17 protein-coding genes are annotated in these 18322 nt (G+C 71.0%); 10 read left to right on the top strand and 7 right to left on the bottom strand.

Features of this window, described 5'->3' with window-relative positions; genetic code table 11:
- Nucleotides 1-19 precede the first annotated feature (19 nt).
- The gene (locus tag Aeryth_RS16720; protein ID WP_236749769.1) at nt 20-436 is read right to left on the bottom strand and encodes a DUF2000 family protein; all 417 of its coding nucleotides are present in this window, start codon (nt 434-436) and stop codon (nt 20-22) included.
- A gap of 50 nt (nt 437-486) precedes the next feature.
- On the opposite strand from Aeryth_RS16720, the gene Aeryth_RS16715 reads away from it, so the two are divergent.
- Nucleotides 487-1257, top strand: a complete 771-nt coding sequence (locus Aeryth_RS16715) for an AraC family transcriptional regulator (RefSeq protein ID WP_067860947.1) — start codon at nt 487-489, stop codon at nt 1255-1257.
- 7 nt (nt 1258-1264) lie between these two features.
- Here the strand turns inward: Aeryth_RS16715 and Aeryth_RS16710 are convergent, their stop codons facing one another.
- Nucleotides 1265-1810: a TetR/AcrR family transcriptional regulator gene (locus tag Aeryth_RS16710; RefSeq protein ID WP_067860945.1), complete on the bottom strand. Its 546-nt coding sequence runs from the start codon at nt 1808-1810 to the stop codon at nt 1265-1267.
- Between the two features lie 69 nt (nt 1811-1879).
- On the opposite strand from Aeryth_RS16710, the gene Aeryth_RS16705 reads away from it, so the two are divergent.
- Entirely contained in the window at nt 1880-3493 is a 1614-nt protein-coding gene (locus tag Aeryth_RS16705; RefSeq protein WP_067860943.1) for a GMC oxidoreductase, read from the top strand.
- Nucleotides 3494-3501: 8 nt separating this feature from the next.
- On the opposite strand, the gene Aeryth_RS16700 is transcribed toward Aeryth_RS16705, so the two are convergent.
- Nucleotides 3502-4290 carry an alpha/beta fold hydrolase gene (locus Aeryth_RS16700; RefSeq protein ID WP_202967691.1) on the bottom strand — a complete coding sequence of 263 codons (789 nt, stop codon included), beginning with the start codon at nt 4288-4290 and terminating at the stop codon, nt 3502-3504.
- Nucleotides 4291-4387: 97 nt separating this feature from the next.
- On the opposite strand from Aeryth_RS16700, the gene Aeryth_RS16695 reads away from it, so the two are divergent.
- The gene (locus Aeryth_RS16695; RefSeq protein WP_236749768.1) at nt 4388-5533 is read left to right on the top strand and encodes a CaiB/BaiF CoA transferase family protein; all 1146 of its coding nucleotides are present in this window, start codon (nt 4388-4390) and stop codon (nt 5531-5533) included.
- A gap of 13 nt (nt 5534-5546) precedes the next feature.
- A complete protein-coding gene (locus tag Aeryth_RS16690; protein ID WP_067860939.1) occupies nt 5547-6689 on the top strand; it encodes an acyl-CoA dehydrogenase family protein in 1143 nt (380 codons plus the stop codon).
- Nucleotides 6690-6736: 47 nt separating this feature from the next.
- On the opposite strand, the gene Aeryth_RS16685 is transcribed toward Aeryth_RS16690, so the two are convergent.
- Nucleotides 6737-7702: a TerC/Alx family metal homeostasis membrane protein gene (locus Aeryth_RS16685; RefSeq protein ID WP_067860937.1), complete on the bottom strand. Its 966-nt coding sequence runs from the start codon at nt 7700-7702 to the stop codon at nt 6737-6739.
- Nucleotides 7703-7896: 194 nt separating this feature from the next.
- On the bottom strand, nt 7897-8625 hold the full coding sequence (locus Aeryth_RS16680) for a MerR family transcriptional regulator (protein ID WP_236749767.1): 729 nt from the start codon (nt 8623-8625) through the stop codon (nt 7897-7899).
- Between the two features lie 130 nt (nt 8626-8755).
- Here Aeryth_RS16680 and Aeryth_RS16675 point away from each other — a divergent pair, with 130 nt between their 5' ends.
- Together Aeryth_RS16675 and Aeryth_RS16670 are read left to right on the top strand one after the other, a co-directional pair.
- Entirely contained in the window at nt 8756-9970 is a 1215-nt protein-coding gene (locus Aeryth_RS16675) for an acetyl-CoA C-acetyltransferase (protein WP_067860935.1), read from the top strand.
- A 20-nt stretch (nt 9971-9990) separates the two neighbouring features.
- Nucleotides 9991-12177: a 3-hydroxyacyl-CoA dehydrogenase NAD-binding domain-containing protein gene (locus tag Aeryth_RS16670; protein ID WP_067860933.1), complete on the top strand. Its 2187-nt coding sequence runs from the start codon at nt 9991-9993 to the stop codon at nt 12175-12177.
- A gap of 54 nt (nt 12178-12231) precedes the next feature.
- On the opposite strand, the gene Aeryth_RS16665 is transcribed toward Aeryth_RS16670, so the two are convergent.
- Both Aeryth_RS16665 and Aeryth_RS16660 read right to left on the bottom strand, forming a co-directional pair.
- Nucleotides 12232-13431: an HNH endonuclease signature motif containing protein gene (locus tag Aeryth_RS16665; RefSeq protein ID WP_067860931.1), complete on the bottom strand. Its 1200-nt coding sequence runs from the start codon at nt 13429-13431 to the stop codon at nt 12232-12234.
- A gap of 58 nt (nt 13432-13489) precedes the next feature.
- The gene (locus Aeryth_RS16660; protein WP_067860929.1) at nt 13490-14080 is read right to left on the bottom strand and encodes a hypothetical protein; all 591 of its coding nucleotides are present in this window, start codon (nt 14078-14080) and stop codon (nt 13490-13492) included.
- 254 nt (nt 14081-14334) lie between these two features.
- On the opposite strand from Aeryth_RS16660, the gene Aeryth_RS16655 reads away from it, so the two are divergent.
- Genes Aeryth_RS16655 through Aeryth_RS16640 form a run of 4 tightly spaced genes read left to right on the top strand, consistent with a single transcriptional unit; the run spans nt 14335 to nt 18276 of the window.
- Complete coding sequence (locus Aeryth_RS16655; RefSeq protein ID WP_067860927.1) at nt 14335-15330, top strand: ABC transporter substrate-binding protein; 996 nt, start codon at nt 14335-14337, stop codon at nt 15328-15330.
- Nucleotides 15327-16382, top strand: coding sequence for a FecCD family ABC transporter permease (locus Aeryth_RS16650; RefSeq protein WP_236749766.1), 1056 nt, complete (start codon nt 15327-15329; stop codon nt 16380-16382). The genes Aeryth_RS16655 and Aeryth_RS16650 overlap by 4 nt, the downstream gene beginning before the upstream one ends.
- Nucleotides 16379-17422: a FecCD family ABC transporter permease gene (locus Aeryth_RS16645; protein ID WP_236749765.1), complete on the top strand. Its 1044-nt coding sequence runs from the start codon at nt 16379-16381 to the stop codon at nt 17420-17422. The genes Aeryth_RS16650 and Aeryth_RS16645 overlap by 4 nt, the downstream gene beginning before the upstream one ends.
- Complete coding sequence (locus tag Aeryth_RS16640) at nt 17419-18276, top strand: ABC transporter ATP-binding protein (RefSeq protein WP_067860925.1); 858 nt, start codon at nt 17419-17421, stop codon at nt 18274-18276. Before Aeryth_RS16645 ends, Aeryth_RS16640 begins: the two co-directional genes overlap by 4 nt.
- Nucleotides 18277-18322: the final 46 nt, after the last annotated feature.

Raw genomic sequence — 18322 nt, 5'->3', positions numbered from 1 at the left:
GGCCCTGCGCGTATGCCCGTCAGTCGTGCAGCCGCGTGCCCTTCAGGGCCTTGTCGACGGGGTTCTTCGGACCGTGCACCGCGATGCCGACGAGGTCGAGCTCGGCGGTCGGCACGGCAGCCACCGTCGCGCGGTTGGCGGCGTCGTGACCGGTCGAGAACATGTCGTGGGTGTAGACGGCCAGCGGCAGGCCCCGGGTCACGACCTTCGCGTGCACGCGCGCGAGGGTCGCGGCATCGGCGCTGAGCACGACGACCGGCTGACGCAGAAGCGGCAGGTAGCGCTGGCCGTCGGCGTCCTCGTACGGCTCGCCGAGCAGCTCGGGGTTCGCGCCGATGCCGCTCATGAGGAACGCGGTCACGTTGAGCTCCTGCCAGGGCAGGAGGTCGTCGCGCAGGACGACGGCGATCTTGGTGTCGAAGCGGTTCTCTTCCATGTCCATCACGATGTGCCCCGTGACGACCTCCCGTCTTGTACGTTCCGAGCATGGTCGAGCGAGTGCGGGCGTGGGCGCCGGACGTGCCGCTCGTGCGCGAGGTCTTCCACGCGACGATGACCGGCCACGCGTACCCCGCGCACACCCACGACACGTGGACGGTGCTGCTGGTCGACGAGGGCTGCGTGACCTACGACCTCGACCGTCACCCCCGCACGTCGCCGCAGCGACGCGTGAGCCTGCTGCCCCCGCACGTCGCCCATGACGGCAGGTCGGCGCGAGACGGCCTGGGGTTCCGCAAGCGGGTGCTCTACCTCGAGGCCGACTGGTTGCCGCCGACCATGACCGGTCGCGCTGTCGACCAGCCCGTCGTGCCGCGGGCGCGGGGGCTGGTGGAGGAGCTACACGCGGTGCTCGACGGACCGGCCGACGCGTGGCAGTCGGAGTCGCTGCTGCTGGGGCTGCGCGACGTCGTCCTGCGCCACGACGCGGGTGCCGACGCCTCGGACGCGCCGTCCGCGGGAGCGCTGCGCGACCTGCTCGACGCCCACGTCACCGACGGCCTGAGCCTCGAGGAGGCGGGTCGCCTGCTCGGCCGCTCGCCGGCCCACCTGGCCCGCACCTTCACGCAGACCTACGGCATCGCGCCGCACCGCTACCTCGTCGGTCGGCGGGTCGACACGGCCCGACGGCTCCTGCTGCGCGGGACCTCCGTGGCCGAGACGGCCGTCGAGGCGGGGTTCTGGGACCAGGCGCACCTGACCCGCCACTTCCGCCGCACGGTCGGCACGACCCCGGCCCGGTTCGCGTCGGGTCGGTGAGCCTGGGCTACGACGTCACGGCCCGGAGTGCGCGGGCGAGGTCCGCCCGCACCACGTCCGCGTCGCGGGTGTCGTCGATGGCCGTGAGGCACAACGCCCGGATGCAGCGCGCGAGCCAGTCGACGTCGAGCGTGGGGTGCAGCTCTCCGGAGGTGCGTCGTTCCTCGAGCAGGCGGGCGATCGGCTCGCCGGGGACGATCAGCCGGGCCAGCTCGTGCAGCTGTCGGTGGCCGGCGTCCAGCAGCTCGCGGTGCTGCCGGGCGACGTCGACGACGTCGCCCGCGAGCCGGTCGAGCGCGTCGGCGAGCGGCAGTCCCTCGAAGGTCTCCAGCAGGCGGGCCACGACCAACGGGCCGAGGTCGCGGGCGAGCGCGTCGAGCACGTGCTCGCGGTCGGGGAAGTGCCGGTACAGCGTCGGACGCGTGACCCCTGCGGCGCGGGCGAGCTCGCTCATGGACAGGTCCCCGTGCTCGAGGAGCAGGCGGCCGGCGGCGTCGAGGATGGCCCGGCGGTTGCGCACGGCGTCGGCGCGCTGCGCGGTCCCGGGCGTCATCGCACCATGCTAGACGCGCATGGATCAGGGGTTGACCGCACAAACGAGACAGGTGTAAACCTTCGTTGCATGTCCGCTGTGAGCCAGAGCACGCCGTCCGCCGCCTCCCGTCGCACCGTCCTCGCCGCAGGAGGGGTCGCGGCCGTGGCGGCCACCATCGGGGCCAGCGCACGCCCCGCGTCGGCGAGGGTTCGCCTGACCCGTGAGCAACGTCGGGTCGTGATCATCGGCTCCGGCTTCGGTGGTGCCGTCACGGCACTGCGTCTGACCCAGGCGGGGGTGCCCGTCACGCTGCTGGAGCAGGGTCGTCGGTGGCCGAGCGGACCGAACAGCGACACGTTCCCCACGGTCAAGACGATCGACCAGCGCGCACTCTTCTACGGCTCCGCGCCCCGGCTCTTCGGTCGCCCGGTGTCGCTCGCGCCCTACGCCGGCCTCTTCAACACGCTCCTCGGCCCGACGATGTCGATCATGAGCGGCGTGGGCTACGGCGGTGGCTCGCTCACCTACCAGGGCATGTCGCTGCAGCCGTCCCGTGCGGTCTTCGAGCACGAGTTCCCTGCCGCCCTGGACTACGACGAGATGGCGGGTCACTACCGCACGGTGGCCCGGATGCTCAGCGTGGCGACCGCCCCCGACGCCTTGGTCGAGAGCCCGAACTACGCGACCTCGCGCGAGTTCAAGCGTCGGGCGGAGGCGGCCGGCTTCGAGGTTGAGCGGATCCCGATGCCGATCGACTGGAGCTTCGCCCTGCGCGAGCTGAAGGGTGAGATGAAGCCGTCGTACACGAACGGCGACCTGGGATTCGGGGTCAACAACGGCGGGAAGCAGTCGCTCGACGTCACGTACCTCAGGGCCGCGGAGGCGACCGGCCTGCTCGAGGTGCGGCTGCTGCACCGCGTCGACGCCGTCGCACGTACCTCGACGGGTGCCTGGCAGGTGGAGCTCACCCGGACCGACGAGCGGGGCACGCCTCTCGAGCAGCAGGTGATCACGACCCCCACCCTGGTCATGGGCGCGGGCAGCGGCGGCACCAGCCGCATGCTGGTGCGGGCGAAGGCGACGGGGCGGATCCCGGACCTGCCCGACGCCACCGGCCGCGGCTTCGGGACGAACGCCGACCGCATCTACGTCTGGACCAGCCTGCTCGGGGGCTTCCCGACCCCGCAGGGTGGTCCGGTCGTGTTCGGCAGCAAGGACTGGTCGGACCCCGCCACCGCGAACACGGTGATCCAGGCCTCCATCCCGCCGGTCGGCATCGCCGGCCTCGACCTCGACCTGCGCAGCACGATGATGGTCGCCTACGGCGTCAGTCGCGAGCGCGGGCGCTTCGTCTACAACCCGCTCACCGACGACGTGGCGTTGTCGTGGCGCTACGAGGGCGATCGTGACCTGCAGACGAAGGCGATCGCCCCGCGGGTGGCGGCGATCGCCGGCCTCGACACGCTGCTGGTCGACACGAACGCCCTCGTCCCGTCCACGTGGCACCCGATGGGTGGCATGAACATGGGCGACGCCTGCGACCACGAGGGTCGGGTGAAGGGGCAGCGGGGCCTCTACGTCCTCGACGGCGCGCTGCTGCCCGGCTCGGCCGCGGCGTGCAACCCGTCGATGACGATCGCCGCCGTCGCCGAGCGGGCCATGAGCCGCATCGTCCGCGACGACGTCGGCAGCATCATCTGAGGAACGTCTCAGACCGCCGTCTCGCGGATCAGCCGCAGGACGCGCTCGGGGTCGTCGGCCATCGGCACGTGGCCGCTGCCGGGCAGCGGCTCGTGGCGGGCCTGCGGGAGGCGCTGGCGAGCCACCTTCGACTGCGCGTAGGGGAGGATGCGGTCGCGGGTGCCCCAGGCGATCGTCGTGGGGACGGGCACCTGGCTGTCGAAGCGGTAGATCACGCCCTCCTTCGCCGTCCGCTCGAAGGCGGTGGAGTACTTCAGCGCGAGCGAGTCGCCGTAGGTGTGCTCCGCGTCGTGACGCTCGGGGTGGGCGTAGAGGATCCAGCCGATGGCGCGACGGCCGCGCAGGTCGGCGGCGAGGCGCTGCAGGAGGCGCTTCGGCGTGATCATGGCCGAGAGGCGCATGAGGAACAGGGGCAGCAGCGCCTGGAAGCGGTTGATCGGCCCGAAGAAGCCGGCCGGGCTGAGCGCGGTCGCCGACGCGACGAGCCCGCGGGCGCCGAGCTCGAGCGCGATCGCGCCGCCGAGGGAGTTGCCCGCGACGTGCGGCTTGGTGACGCCCCACCGCTCGAACTGGGTCAGCAGGTGGTCGCACGCGTTGTCCATCGAGTACCGGACGCCGCCGGCGAACGCGGGCGACTCCCCGAACCCGGAGAGGTCGGGGGCGATGACGTCGTAGTCGCGGGCGAGCTCCTCGATCACCGGGTCCCAGGCCTGGCGTCGGTGGCCGATGCCGTGCAGGAGGACGAGCGGAGGGGCACCGGGGGTGCCCCGTCGGGTGTACGCGAGATCGGGGTGCACGGGGAGATGCTGCCACATACCGGCGGTATCCGAACAGGGTGAGAGCGACCACAGGGCGCTCTCGACATCGTGACAGTAGTACTGTCACAATGGTGCTGTGACAATCAACCCAGGACCCCTGAACGGCGTGCGCGTCGTCGAGATGGTCGGCATCGGGCCCGGACCCTTCGCGGCCATGATGCTGGCCGACCTCGGCGCCGACGTCGTCCGCGTGCACCGTCCCGGCGGCGGCGGGCTGCAGATCACGAGCCCGGAGCAGGACCTGCTCGGCCGCGGTCGCCCCTCGGTCGCGCTCGACCTCAAGGACCCGCGCGGCGTCGAGACCGTGCTGCGCCTGGTCGAGCGCGCCGACGTGCTGCTGGAGGGCTTCCGCCCGGGTGTCACCGAGCGGCTCGGCATCGGGCCCGACGACTGCCTCGCCCGCAACCCCGCCCTCGTCTACGGACGCATGACCGGCTGGGGCCAGACCGGACCGCTCAGCCAGACCGCCGGCCACGACATGAACTACATCGCCGTCGCGGGCGCGCTCGACCCGCTGGGGCGACGCCCCGACGACGCCCCCGCGTTCCCCATGAACCTGCTCGGCGACTTCGGTGGCGGCTCGCTCTACCTCGTCGCCGGCGTGCTCGCCGCGCTGCTGCACGCGCGCTCCTCCGGTGAGGGCCAGGTGGTCGACGCCGCCATCACCGACGGCACCGCCCACCTCATGACCATGGCCGTGACCATGCAGCAGGCCGGCATCTGGGACGGGCGGCGGGGCACGAACCTGCTCGGCGGCGCCGCCCCGTTCTACGACGTCTTCCAGACGTCCGACGGTCGCTGGATGTCCGTCGGCCCGCTCGAACCACAGTTCTTCGCGGTCTTCGTCGAGCTGGTCGGGGGCGACCTGCCGGGCCAGTACGACCTGCAGGACTGGGACACCCTGCGCACCGAGCTGGAGCGACGGTTCGCGTCGCGCACGCAGGCCGAGTGGACCGACGTCTTCGACGGCACCGACGCCTGCGTGCACCCCGTGCTGCCGCTGACCGAGGCGTACGAGCACCCCCACAACGTCGCCCGCGGCACCTACGTGGAGCACCACGGCACCACGCAGCCCGCGCCGGCCCCGCGCTTCTCGCGCACCCCCGCCCAGCTGACCACCCCGCCCGTCGGACCGGGAGCCAACACCCGGGACGCACTGACCGCCTGGGGCATCGACGACGTCGAGACCCTCATCGCCGACGGCGTCGCCGTCCAGGCCTAGGAAGGAACACACCATGAAGCGCACCATCTTCGACGCCGACCACGAGGCGTTCCGCGACACCGTCCGCACGTTCTGCGAGAAGGAGATCGCGCCGCACCACGACCAGTGGGAGAAGGACGGCATCGTCCCCCGCGAGGTGTGGGAGCGGGCCGGCGAGCTCGGCCTGCTCGGGTTCATGATGCCCGAGGAGCACGGCGGTGGCGGCATCACCGACTTCCGCTACAACGCGATCCTGTCCGAGGAGATCACGCGGATCGGCGCCAGCGGCATCGGCTTCGTCATCCAGACCGACCTCGTCTCGGGCTACCTGCTGTCGTACGCCACCGACGAGCAGAAGGCGCGCTGGTTCCCGACGTTCTGCTCCGGCGAGACCATCACCGCCATCGCCATGACCGAGCCCGGCACCGGCTCGGACCTGCAGGGCATCAAGACGCGGGCCGTGCTCGACGGCGACGAGTACGTCATCAACGGCTCGAAGACGTTCATCACCAACGGCATTAACGCCGACCTCGTGCTCGTGGTCTGCCAGACCGACCCCGAGGCCGGCGCGATGGGCTTCTCGCTCATTGCCGTCGAGCGCGGTACGCCCGGCTTCGAGCGCGGTCGCAACCTCGACAAGATCGGCCTCAAGGCGCAGGACACCGCCGAGCTGTACTTCGAGGACGTGCGCGTGCCGAAGGAGAACCTGCTCGGCGAGGCCGGCCAGGGCTTCATCTACCTCATGGAGAAGCTGCCGCAGGAGCGGCTGTCGATCTCGGTCGTGGCGGCTGCCGCGTGCCGCGCGGCCATCGACATGACGCTCGACTACGTCAAGGAGCGCAAGGCGTTCGGCAAGCCGATCGGCTCGTTCCAGAACAGCCGCTTCGTGCTGGCCGAGCTCGAGACGGAGGCGCGGATCGCGCAGGTCTTCGTCGATGAGTCGATCACCCAGCACAACCGCGGCGACCTCACCGTCGCCGACGCCGCTATGGGCAAGTGGTGGACGACCGAGCTGCAGAAGAAGACCGTCGACAAGTGCCTGCAGCTGCACGGCGGCTACGGCTACATGGCCGAGTACCCCATCTCCAAGGCCTACCTCGACACCCGCATCCAGACGATCTACGGCGGCACGACCGAGATCATGAAGGAGATCATCGGTCGCGGCATGGGGCTCTGACGCACGACGGCCCCCACGCTGCTGCGTGGGGGCCGTCCGCGTGAGGGTCAGACGAGCGGCTCGTCGCCCTCCTGGACCTTGGCGTCCTGCTCCTTCGCCTTCTCGCGTCGGTAGGCGGGGAGCGAGGCGACGACGCCGGCACCGAGGATCAGCAGCACGCCGCCGAGCGACCACTCCACCCCGACCTTGGTGTTCAGGACCTCGCCGTAGACCATCTTCGCGGCGATGAAGACCAGCAGCGCTGCCAGCGCGGCCTTGAGGTGCTTGAGGCGCGCCACCAGCTCGGCCACGAGGAAGAACAGCGGCCGCAGGCCCAGCAGGGCGAACGCGTTGGCCGCGAACACCACGAAGGTGTCGGTGGTGATGCCGAGGATGGCGGGCACGGAGTCGACGGCGAAGATGATGTCGACGACGGCGATGGCCACCAGCGCGGCGCCGGCCGTGGTGAGCATCCGCTTGCCGTTCTCCTTGGCGATCAGCTTGTCGCCGTGGTCGCCCTCGGCGATCGTCAGCCTGTTCTTGACGCCCTCGACGAGCTTCTCGTCGCCGTCGTGGTCCTTGCGGTGCTTCCACAGGCGCCAGCCGGTCCAGGCGAGCAGCGCGGCGAACGGGTAGGTCAGCCAGGAGGCGGCGTCGAGCGCCGCGGCACCGACGAGGATGAAGATCAGGCGCAGCACGAGCGCAAGCACGATGCCGTACGTCAGAAGACGCACGCGCTTCGGCGTCGGGATGGCGAAGGCGCCGAGCACCACCAGGAAGACGAAGACGTTGTCGAGCGACAACGACTTCTCCACCAGGTAGCCCGCCAGGTAGGTGCCCGCCTGCTCGGAGGTGCCGAAGAGGTACAGCACGCCGGCGAAGGCGAGCGCGATGGCGATCCAGGCGACCGACCAGACGGCGGCGACCTTGACCGGCATCTCGTCGCGCTTGCGGGTCAGCAGCAGGTCGATCGCGAGCAGGACGATGATCGCGACGAACAGGAAGGTCCAGTCGAGTGAGGAACCGAGGGGCATGGGGGAGTGCGCTCCTTCGCGGTGACGATGTCAGGGACAGACAGGGATCGCGAAGGTTTCTCCACCCGGGAGGGCCACCTGGCGCGGGTCCGGATGGCCGGACCGTGCTGACGCACCAGGTCGTCGGGATACTTCCCTTCGTGCCTCAGCGTACCGAGGGCACGAAAGGGGCGCTCGACGAAACAGGGGTGACGTCAGTCGCGCTCGTTGGCCCGACGCCGGACCGTGCGCCGCTTCTCGTCGTCGACGGCCTCCTCGTACGATGTGACGAGGGCCTGCACGGTGAGCGGCTTGAACCGCTCGATCATCGCGGTGATCAGCTCCGGCGGCTGCCCCGACGCGACCAGGTGCGGCCAGACGAGGGTGCGGAACAGCTCGGTCAGCTCGACCGCGAGCGCCCGGCCGTGCTCGGTGATCACCCTCCGTGCGGCGAGCGCCGCGTCGACGGGCAGGCCTGCGTCGAGGAAGCCCATGCCGACGGCGAGGTGCGCGGGCGCGAGCCGGAACACGTCCTCGGTCGGCGTCGGCTCGACGACGCCGATGGCCACCAGCACCTCGAGGTCGTCGTCGCTGAGGCTGCGACCGGCGCGCCGCTCGAGCATCGAGCGGTCGAGCGTCTCGGGCATCTCCGGCGTCCACGGCGCGAGGAGCGTGCGGTGCAGCGCCACCTGCTCGGGCGTCGCGTCGGCGGGGATCTGCTCGAGGTAGCCCTCGATGGCGGCCAGGGTGAAGCCGTGCGCCTGCAGCTCCTTGACGAGCTCGAGCCGCGCGAGGTGGTCGGGCCCGTAGTAGCCGTTGCGCCCCGCCCGCCGGGGTGGCGGGATGAGCCCCCGACCGGCGTAGAAGCGGACCGTCCGCACCGTCATGTCGACACGCGTGGCCAGCTGCTCCACGCTCATCGTCTCGTTCGGCCCGTCGGTCACCTGCGAGAGCGTAGCGTCATCCCCGTCGTCCGCCCGGCGTGACCCGTGTCACGATCCGCCAGGCCCCTAGCAACTCTGACAGTAGTGGTGTCACAATCGGCACCGAAGGTTCTACACGAAGGACACTGACATGACCGAGGCTTACATCTACGACGCGATCCGCACCCCGCGCGGACGCGGCAAGAAGACCGGCTCGCTGCACGAGGTCAAGCCGATCTCGCTGCTCAACGGCCTGCTCGAGGAGATCAAGACCCGCAACCCCGACCTCGACGCGAACCAGGTCGACGACGTCGTCCTCGGTGTCGTCTCCCCCGTCGGCGACCAGGGCGCCGACATCTCCCGCACCGCCGTCCTCGCCGCCGGGTTCGGCGAGCAGGTGGCCGGCGTGCAGCTCAACCGCTTCTGCGGCTCCGGACTGGAGTCCGTCAACCAGGCCTCGGCCCGGGTGAAGTCCGGCTGGGAGGACCTCATCGTCGCCGGCGGCGTCGAGTCCATGAGCCGTGTGCCCATGGCCTCCGACGGTGGCGCCTGGGCGATGGACCCCCGGACCGCGCTCGACACCGACTTCGTGCCCCAGGGCATCGGCGCCGACCTCATCGCGACCCTCGAGGGCTTCAGCCGCGACGACGTCGACCAGTTCGCCGCCGAGAGCCAGGCGCGCGCCGCGAAGGCGATCGCCAACGGCTACTTCGCGAACTCGGTCATCCCCGTCAAGGACGTCAACGGCATGACGATCCTCGACCACGACGAGTTCGTGCGCGAGGGCACCACCGCCGAGTCGCTGGCCGGCCTCAAGCCGTCCTTCAAGGACCTCGGCGACTTCGCCGGGTTCGACGCGGTCGCGCTGGAGAAGTACACGACGGTCGAGAAGATCAACCACGTGCACCACGCCGGCAACAGCTCCGGCATCGTCGACGGCGCCTCGCTCGTCCTCATCGGCAACGAGAACGCCGGCGAGCGCCACGGCCTCACGCCGCGCGCCCGCATCGTCTCGACTGCGGTCATCGGCTCCGAACCGACGATCATGCTGACGGGCCCCGGACCCGCCTGCCGCAAGGCGCTCGACAAGGCCGGCCTGTCGATCGAGGACATCGACCTCATCGAGATCAACGAGGCGTTCGCCGCCGTCGCCATGAAGCTCATGCGCGACCTCGACGACTACCCGCACGAGCAGACCAACGTCAACGGCGGCGCGATCGCCATGGGCCACCCGCTCGGTGCGACTGGCGCGATGATCCTCGGCACGCTCGTCGACGAGCTGCACCGCCGCGAGAAGCGCTACGGCATGGCCACGCTGTGCATCGGCGGCGGCATGGGCATCGCCACCATCGTCGAGCGCGTCTGACCCAGGAGAAGAGAGACACCATGACCGAAGCAGTGCGCTACGAGGTCGAGAACGGCATCGTCAACCTCGTCCTCGACGACCCCAACCAGAACGCCAACACCATGAACGACGCCTACGCGACGTCCATGGCGAAGGCCGTCGACCGCCTGGTCGACGAGATCGCGGCCGACGCCGACAGCATCAAGGGCGTCATCATCTCCTCGGCGAAGAAGACCTTCTTCGCCGGCGGCGACCTCAAGCTGATGACGCAGGCCACCCCGGCCGACGCGCAGAAGCTCTTCGACAACGTCGAGGGCATCAAGGCCACGCTCCGCAAGCTCGAGACGGCCGGCAAGCCCGTCGTCGCGGCGATCAACGGCGCCGCGCTCGGTGGCGGCCTGGAGATCGCGCTCGCCGCCCACCACCGCATCGCCGCGGACGTTCGCCTCGAGGTCGGCCTGCCCGAGGTGACCCTCGGCCTGCTGCCCGGTGGCGGCGGCGTGACCCGCACGGTCCGCATGTTCGGCCTGCAGGACGCGCTCATGAACATCCTGCTCCAGGGTCCGCGCATGCAGCCGGCCAAGGCGAAGTCGATCGGCCTGATCGACGAGATCGTGCCGGCCGACCAGCTCCTCGACGCCGCGAAGGCGTGGATCGAGTCGGTGCAGGGCGACGACGACGCGGCGAAGCAGCCGTGGGACCGCCAGGGCTACCGCATGCCCGGCGGCACCCCGTCGAACCCGAAGCTCGCCGCCAACCTGCCCGCGTTCCCGGCCATGCTGCGCAAGCAGACGAAGGGTGCGCCGTACAAGGCGCCGCGCAACATCCTCGCCGCCGCGGTCGAGGGCGCGCAGGTCGACTTCGAGACCGCCAGCCGCATCGAGTCCCGCTACCTCGTGGAGCTCCTCGTCGGCCAGCAGTTCAAGAACATGACGCAGGCGTTCTTCTTCGACCTCGGATCGATCAACGCCGGCGGTTCGCGTCCGGCCGGCATCGAGCCGAAGAAGTTCCAGAAGGTCGCCGTCATCGGCGCCGGCATGATGGGCGCGGGCATCGCGTACGTCTCGGCGCAGGCGGGCATGGAGGTCGTGCTGAAGGACGTCTCGCTCGAGGCGGCCGAGAAGGGCAAGGCCTACAGCGAGAAGCTGCTGGCCAAGAAGCTCGAGCGCGGCCGCACGACGCAGGAGAAGGTCGACGCCTTCCTCGCGCGCATCACGCCGACGGCCGACTACGCCGACCTGGAGGGCTGCGACCTCGTCGTCGAGGCCGTCTTCGAGTCGGTCAAGCTCAAGCACGACGTGTTCGGCGAGATCCAGAAGGTCGTCAAGCCCGACGCACTGCTCGGCTCCAACACGTCGACGCTGCCCATCACGGGTCTCGCCGAGGGCGTGGAGCGTCCTGAGGACTTCATCGGCATCCACTTCTTCTCCCCGGTCGACAAGATGCCGCTGGTGGAGATCATCGCCGGTGAGAAGACCGACGACGCCGCCATCGCGGGTGCGCTCGACTACGTCCAGCAGATCCGCAAGACGCCGATCGTCGTCAACGACAGCCGCGGCTTCTTCACGAGCCGCGTCATCGGCACGTTCGTCAACGAGGGCATCGGCATGCTCGCCGAGGGTGTCGACCCGGTCTCGATCGAGCGCGCCACGACCATCGCGGGCTTCCCGGCGCCGGTGCTGCAGCTCAGCGACGAGCTGAACCTCGAGCTGATGACGAAGATCCGCAACGAGTCGAAGGCGGCCGTCGAGGCTGCCGGCGGCACGTGGGAGGGCAACGCGGGCGAGGGCGTCATCGACACGATGATCGAGCTCGGCCGCTCGGGCCGCCTCAAGGGTGCGGGCTTCTACGACTACGAGGACGGCAAGCGCGTCGGCCTCTGGTCGGGTCTGCGCGAGCAGTTCCCGACGTCGGACACGCAGCCCGACTTCGAGGACCTCAAGGAGCGTCTGACGTTCATCATGAGCCTCGAGACGATCAAGTGCCTCGAGGAGAACGTGCTCCGCACCGTCCCCGACGCCAACATCGGCTCGATCTTCGGCATCGGCTTCCCGGCTCTGCAGGGTGGTGCGATCCAGTACGTCAACGGCTACGAGGCCGCTGACGGCTCGATCGGTGTCGAGGCGTTCACGCGCCGCGCCCAGGAGCTGGCCGCCACCTACGGCGACCGCTTCGAGCCCCCGGCCCTGCTGCTGGAGAAGGCGAAGAACGGCGAGAAGTTCGTCTGAGCCGACCGCTCGCCCGACGCCCCCGCGACCTGCTGGTCGTGGGGGCGTCGGCGTTCACTCGGCGGTGAGGCCTCGGGCCAGGGCACGCTCGACGTCGGAGGTGTTGCCGTGGGGGACGCCGTGGGTGGCGGGTTCGGCGTCGACGGTGCGGCCGGAGGGCAGGATCCAGCGCAGGGTGCGGTGGCTCTTCATGGTGTGGTGTCGGCGGTGCAGTGCCCAGAGGTTCGATCCCTTCGTGGGACCTCTGGGGTGGGGTTCTCGGTGGTCGAGGTCGCAGTCGCGGGCGGGTCTCAGGCAGCCGGGGGCCTGGCAGACGCCGTCGCGGAAGCTGATGGCGGTCGCGAGGACGTCGGGCGCGAACCGGCCGACGTACTCGTGGGCGAGGACGTCGCGCGTGATGGGGTCGACGAGCAGCCGGTGGAAGAAGGTGTCGTCGGGGTCGAGGTGCTCGAGGACCCACTCGGCGGGGACGGTCCAGGTGCCGTCGTCGGAGACGGCGGGTCCGGGCTCGGCACCGACCAGGACGTCGGCGTCGATGACGACGCCGATGTCGGTGCGGGCGCGGCCGGTGGTGGGGGTGTCCTCGGCGAGGAGGAGGTCGACGAACGCGTCGGCGCGCAGTTGCCCGCGGGTGCGGTCGTCGCCGTCGGGGCGTGGGGTGCGGCGCAGGCGGGCGTCGATGGCGGCGGCCTGGTGCGAGGGGACGAAGGCGTTGACCCAGGCCATGGCGTCGTCGACGTGGGTGACCTGCACGTCGCGCTGGCGGCGGGCGGCCTCGGCCCGCTGGGCGGCTTCCTCGGCCTCGACGCGGGCGACGAACCGCTTCAGCCAGGCGCGCAGCTCGGCCACGGTGTGGGTCGCCGCGTAGGCGACGACGGTGTCGTCGAGCCGGTCGTGGGACTCGGGTCGTTGGAGCAGGAGGAGGGTGGACGCGATCTCGCGGCTGCGGGCCCAGTCGACGTCGCCCCGCCGGAACGCGAGCCAGGTCTGGGGTCCTCGCTCGCGCAGGCGCTCGGCGGCGGCCAGGCGGTTGGTCACCTGCCCCTCGGACAGGCCCATCGCCTGGCCGATCTCGAGCGCGATCGCGGACCGCTCGACGAGCCGCACCATCGGCGACTCGATGCCGGCGGTGCGCACCAGCTCGGCGTCGCGGAACCGCAGCATCGCGACCAGCTCGGCCGCCTCGGCCCGCGCGCGCTCACGGCCGAGGGAGGTGAGTCCCTCGAGCACGCCCGCGTTGCCGTTCCCGTCCATGTCTCCAACCTAGGGACACCCTCCGACACCATCCCTCGGCCCGGATCTGCCCTGTGGATCAGCCGTAGAGCGGGGGTGTGGACTCGCGAGACGCCCGGGCCGTCGAGAGTCCCTCGGCGTCGAGGAGGCGGGTGATCGCCTCTTCCGACGCACCGACGCCGGCGAAGTGCGCGTCGACGTCGAAGGCGATGCACCACGCTCGGGCGGCGGGCCACGCGAACGCGGGCGGGAAGGCCCGTCCGGGCGGCTCGGTGGCCTCGTGGACCCAGCGAGCCCAGTCCTCGACCGTGCCCCGGGCGAGTGCGTACCGACGCAGGCCCGCCAGGTCGAACCGCGCCGTCGCGGGCAGCGCGGGTCGGTAGGGATACCCCTCCCACAGGAGGAGGAAGAGGTCGTCCGATGACCCGCCGAGCACCTCGACGACACGCGTGACGAGCTCGTCGTCGCTCGGCGCCCCGTCGAACACCGCGTCGGCCAGCTCGGCCTCGGGCTGCCGGTCGTACACGGGGTCGGGCAGCTGGAGTACGCGGGCGTAGGCCTCGAACCGCGCCGGCCCGAGCCACAGGGTCGCCTCGGCGGCGGCGTGGCCCGACTCCGGGGGCCTCAGCCAGGCGGTCTCGCGGATGTCGTCGATGAACTCCAGTGTCACGTCGCTCCTCCTTCGCTCGTCGCAGAGCTGATCGGTCGTGAAGGTTAGGTGACCTGCCGCTGGAGGACCAAGACGCGGGACCCTGCGTTCCTGCCTCGAGCTGGGAAGCCTCTGCGTTCACGACGGGATCCCGTCACGAACGCAGAATCTCCGGCTCACCGCAGCGACGGAGGCGCGTGACCCCGCTCACCGCCCCTTGCGTAGTTGAGGCTCACCTAAGTTAGTGTGTCCTACGGCCTACGAGAGGACGTCCCATGACCCTGCGCCCCCGCTTCACCCTGCTGGCCGCCGCGGCAGCACTTGTGCTCACCGGCTGCGGCTTCGGCACCGAGAGCGGGGAGGCGTCGGGCGAGAACGCCTGGACCTACACCTCCGGCGACGGCAAGACGTACACCGCCGACGAGGTGCCGACCCGCATCATCGCGCAGGGCGAGTCCGCCGCCGCGCTCATCGCGCACGGCATCCGGCCCGTCGGCATCTACCTCAGCCAGCCGCTCAAGGACACCAAGTCGCTGCAGGGCGTCGACCTCGACGGCATCGAGATCCTCGGCGAGACGTGGGGCAAGATCGACGCCGAGAAGGCCGCGGCCCTCAAGCCCGACCTCATCGTCAGCGGCTACTGGACCACCGAGAAGGCCTACGGCGGCCTCGAGAACGGTGTCGAGGAGTCGAGCAAGAAGGTCGCGAAGCTCGCGCCCGTCGTCGGGCCGGTCGCCGACCAGTCCGTCGAGAAGATGCTGGACGGCTTCGAGGAGCTCTCCGGGACCCTCGGCGCCGACCTCGACTCCGCGGAGATCGTGTCCGACAAGGAGGCCTTCGAGCAGGCGCGCGAGCGGTTCAGGACGACGGTCGCCGACGCCGACGGCCTCACCGCGATGGGCGTCTCCCCGGCCGACGACATCCTGTACGTGGCCGTGCCGAAGCACTCGGCCGAGCTGGCCGACTTCGCCCGCTACGGCCTCGACATCATCGTGCCCGACTCCCCGGACCCCGACTTCTCCTACTGGGAGAACCTGTCGTGGGAGAACGCCGACAAGTACCAGCCCGACCTCGTCCTCATGGACGACCGCACCCTCGAGCAGAGCACGAAGACCGCCGAGAAGCAGCCGACGTGGCGCAAGATCAAGGCTGTCGAGGCCGGCGCGGTCACCCCGTGGCCCGCCTACTGGATCAGCACCTACCGCGACTACGCCGAGCAGCTCGACCAGCTCAGCGACGCCGTCGAGAAGGCCGACCCGGACCTCACGTGACCGCCACCGTCCAGCGTCTGCAGCCCGTCGAGGCGCCCACCCCGCGACACCGCTCCACCGTGGGGCTCGGGCTCGGCGCCCTCCTGCTCCTCGGCGTGCTCGCCGTCGTGATGTTCATCAGCATCACGATCGGCGCGCGCGGCGTCGGGCTGCACACCATCTGGACCGCGTTCACCGACTACGACCCGACGTCGGCGGAGCAGACGGTCATCCGCGAGCTGCGCGTGCCCCGGACGCTCCTCGGCCTGCTCGTCGGCGCCGGCCTCGGGCTCGCCGGAGCACTCCTGCAGGGCGTCACCCGCAACCCGCTCGCCGACCCCGGCATCATGGGCATCAACATGGGCGCCGCGGCCGGCATCGTCGTCGCCGTCATGCTGTTCGACGGGCTCAGCCAGTCGACGTCGGTGTGGGTCGGGTTCGCCGGGGCGGGCATCGCGACCGTCGTGGTCTACGGCGTGGCCTCGTTCGGCCGCGAGGGCGCGACGCCGGTCAAGCTGGCCCTCGCCGGTGCCGCGGTCAGCGCGTCGCTGTACTCGGTCACCACGGGCGTCACCATGACCGACCTGCAGGCGCTCAACGAGCTGCGCTTCTGGCAGGTCGGCTCGCTCAGCGGACGCTACCTGCCGGTGCTGTCGCAGACGTGGCCGTTCCTGGTCGCCGGCATCGCCGTGGCCCTGCTGATGGGTCGCTCGCTCAACGGGCTCGCCCTCGGCGACGACCTCGCCGTCGCCCTCGGCCAGCGCGTGCGCCTGACCCGCGTGGTCGTCTTCGTCACGGTCGCGCTGCTCGGTGGCGCCGCGACCGCCGCCTGCGGCCCGATCGTGTTCGTCGGCCTCGTCGTCCCGCACGTCGCGCGCGCCCTCTGCGGGCCCGACTACCGCTGGATCCTGCCGTACACGTTCCTGCTGAGCCCGATCATCCTGCTCTGCGCCGACGTGCTCGGCCGGGTGCTCGTCAGCCCCAGCGAGCTCCAGGTGGGCGTGGTGCTCGGAGTGGTCGGTGCGCCGGCCTTCATCCTGCTGGTCCGACGCAAGGACCTGGCCCAGCTGTGAGCACCCTCGAGACGCCCCTGCGGCGCGCCGTCCGCGCCCAGCGCCGCGCCCACCGCGCCCGCACCACGACCATCACGCTGGTGCTCGCCGCGATCACCTTCGCCCTCTTCGTGGTCACGATGATGATCGGCAGCTACGTCCTGTCGCCCTGGGAGGTCGTCGGCAGCGCGTTCCGGCTCACCGACGACCCGAGCGTCGACTTCATCGTCCTCGACCTGCGCCTGCCCACCGCGGCGACCGCCCTCGGGTCGGGCCTCGCGCTCGGCGTGGCGGGGCTGGTGTTCCAGCGTCTGCTCGCCAACCCGCTCGCCTCTCCCGACTTCGTCGGCATCTCCGGCGGCGCGAGCCTGTTCGCCGTCTCGGCGATCCTGTTCACCGGCTGGGGTGCCGTCGCGACGTCGACGATGGCGCTGCTGGGGGCCCTGCTCGCCTCGATCGCGATCTACCTGCTGGCGTGGCGCGGCGGCATCACCGGCTACCGCTTCATCCTCGTCGGCATCGGCCTCTCCCAGCTGTTCACCGCCCTCACCGGCTACGTCATCGCCCGCGCCGACCTCACCGACGCGCGCGAGGCGATGACCTGGCTGGTCGGGTCCGTCGGATCGGCCGGCCCGTTCGAGCTGCGCACCCTGCTCGTCGCCGTGGCCGTGCTGCTGCCCGTCGCCTTCGTCCTCTCGCGACGCCTCGGCGCGCTCGAGCTCGGCGACGACGCCGCGTCGGCGCTCGGGGTCCGGGTCGAGCGCTCGCGGCTCGGCCTGCTGGCGCTCTCGGTCGTGCTCGTCGCCCTCGCGACGGCCGCGGCCGGGCCGCTGTCGTTCGTCGCGCTGATCGCCGGACCCATCGCGGTCCGGCTGATCGGCAACGCCGCGAGCCTGCCGGCTGCCGCGTTCGTCGGCGCGATCATCGTGCTCACCGCCGACCTCGTCGCCCAGCACGCCCTGCCCGTCTCGCTGCCGACGGGTGTCGTCACCGGCGCCGTCGGGGCGCCGTACCTCATCTGGCTCCTCGCCACCGTCAACCGGGAAGGACGCGGAGGATGACCGACTCCCGCGAGCATGACCCCAGGACCCATGACTTGCGCGCTGAGGACCTCACCCTCGGCTACGCCGACACCGACGTCGTGTCGCACCTCGACGTCCAGGTGCCGCCCGGCCAGGTCACGGTGATCGTGGGCGCCAACGCCTGCGGCAAGTCGACGCTCCTGCGCGGGCTCGCGCGTCTGCTCAAGCCCCGCACCGGCACGGTCCTGCTCGACGGCACGTCGGTGCACGACCAGCGTCCGACCGACGTGGCGCGGGTGTTGGGGCTGCTGCCGCAGACCCCGGTCGCCCCCGACGGCATCACGGTGGCCGACCTGGTCGGTCGCGGCCGTTACCCGCACCAGGGCTGGTTCCGGCGGTGGAGCCCGGAGGACGACGCGGCCGTGGCGCAGGCGCTGGAGGCCACCGGCACGGCCGACCTCGCCGACCGGCAGATCACGGCGCTGTCGGGCGGACAGCGCCAGCGCGTCTGGGTGGCGATGGCGCTCGCGCAGGACACCGACCTGCTCCTGCTCGACGAGCCGACCACCTACCTCGACATCAACCACCAGGTGGAGCTGCTCGACCTGCTCACCGACCTGAACCGCGAGCACGGCAAGACCATCGCGATGGTCCTGCACGACCTCAACCTCGCGTTCCGCTACGCCGACCACATCATCGCGATGAAGCACGGCGCGATCGTCACGCAGGGACGTCCGGCCGACGTCATCGACGCCGACGTCGTCGAGGACGTGTTCGGGCTGGCCTGCCAGGTCGTCCCCGACCCGGTCAGCGGGACGCCGCTCGTGGTGCCGCGCAGCCGCCACCACGTGCGTGCGCTGACGTCGGAGGCGGAGTCGCCGGCGGCCGTCTGACGTTCGCCTGCACTCCACCCGATCGTCATGCGACGGGCCTAGCGTC

This window comes from Aeromicrobium erythreum, from assembly GCF_001509405.1.
GTDB lineage: Bacteria > Actinomycetota > Actinomycetes > Propionibacteriales > Nocardioidaceae > Aeromicrobium > Aeromicrobium erythreum.
This window is presented reverse-complemented; position numbering and strand designations above follow the sequence as displayed.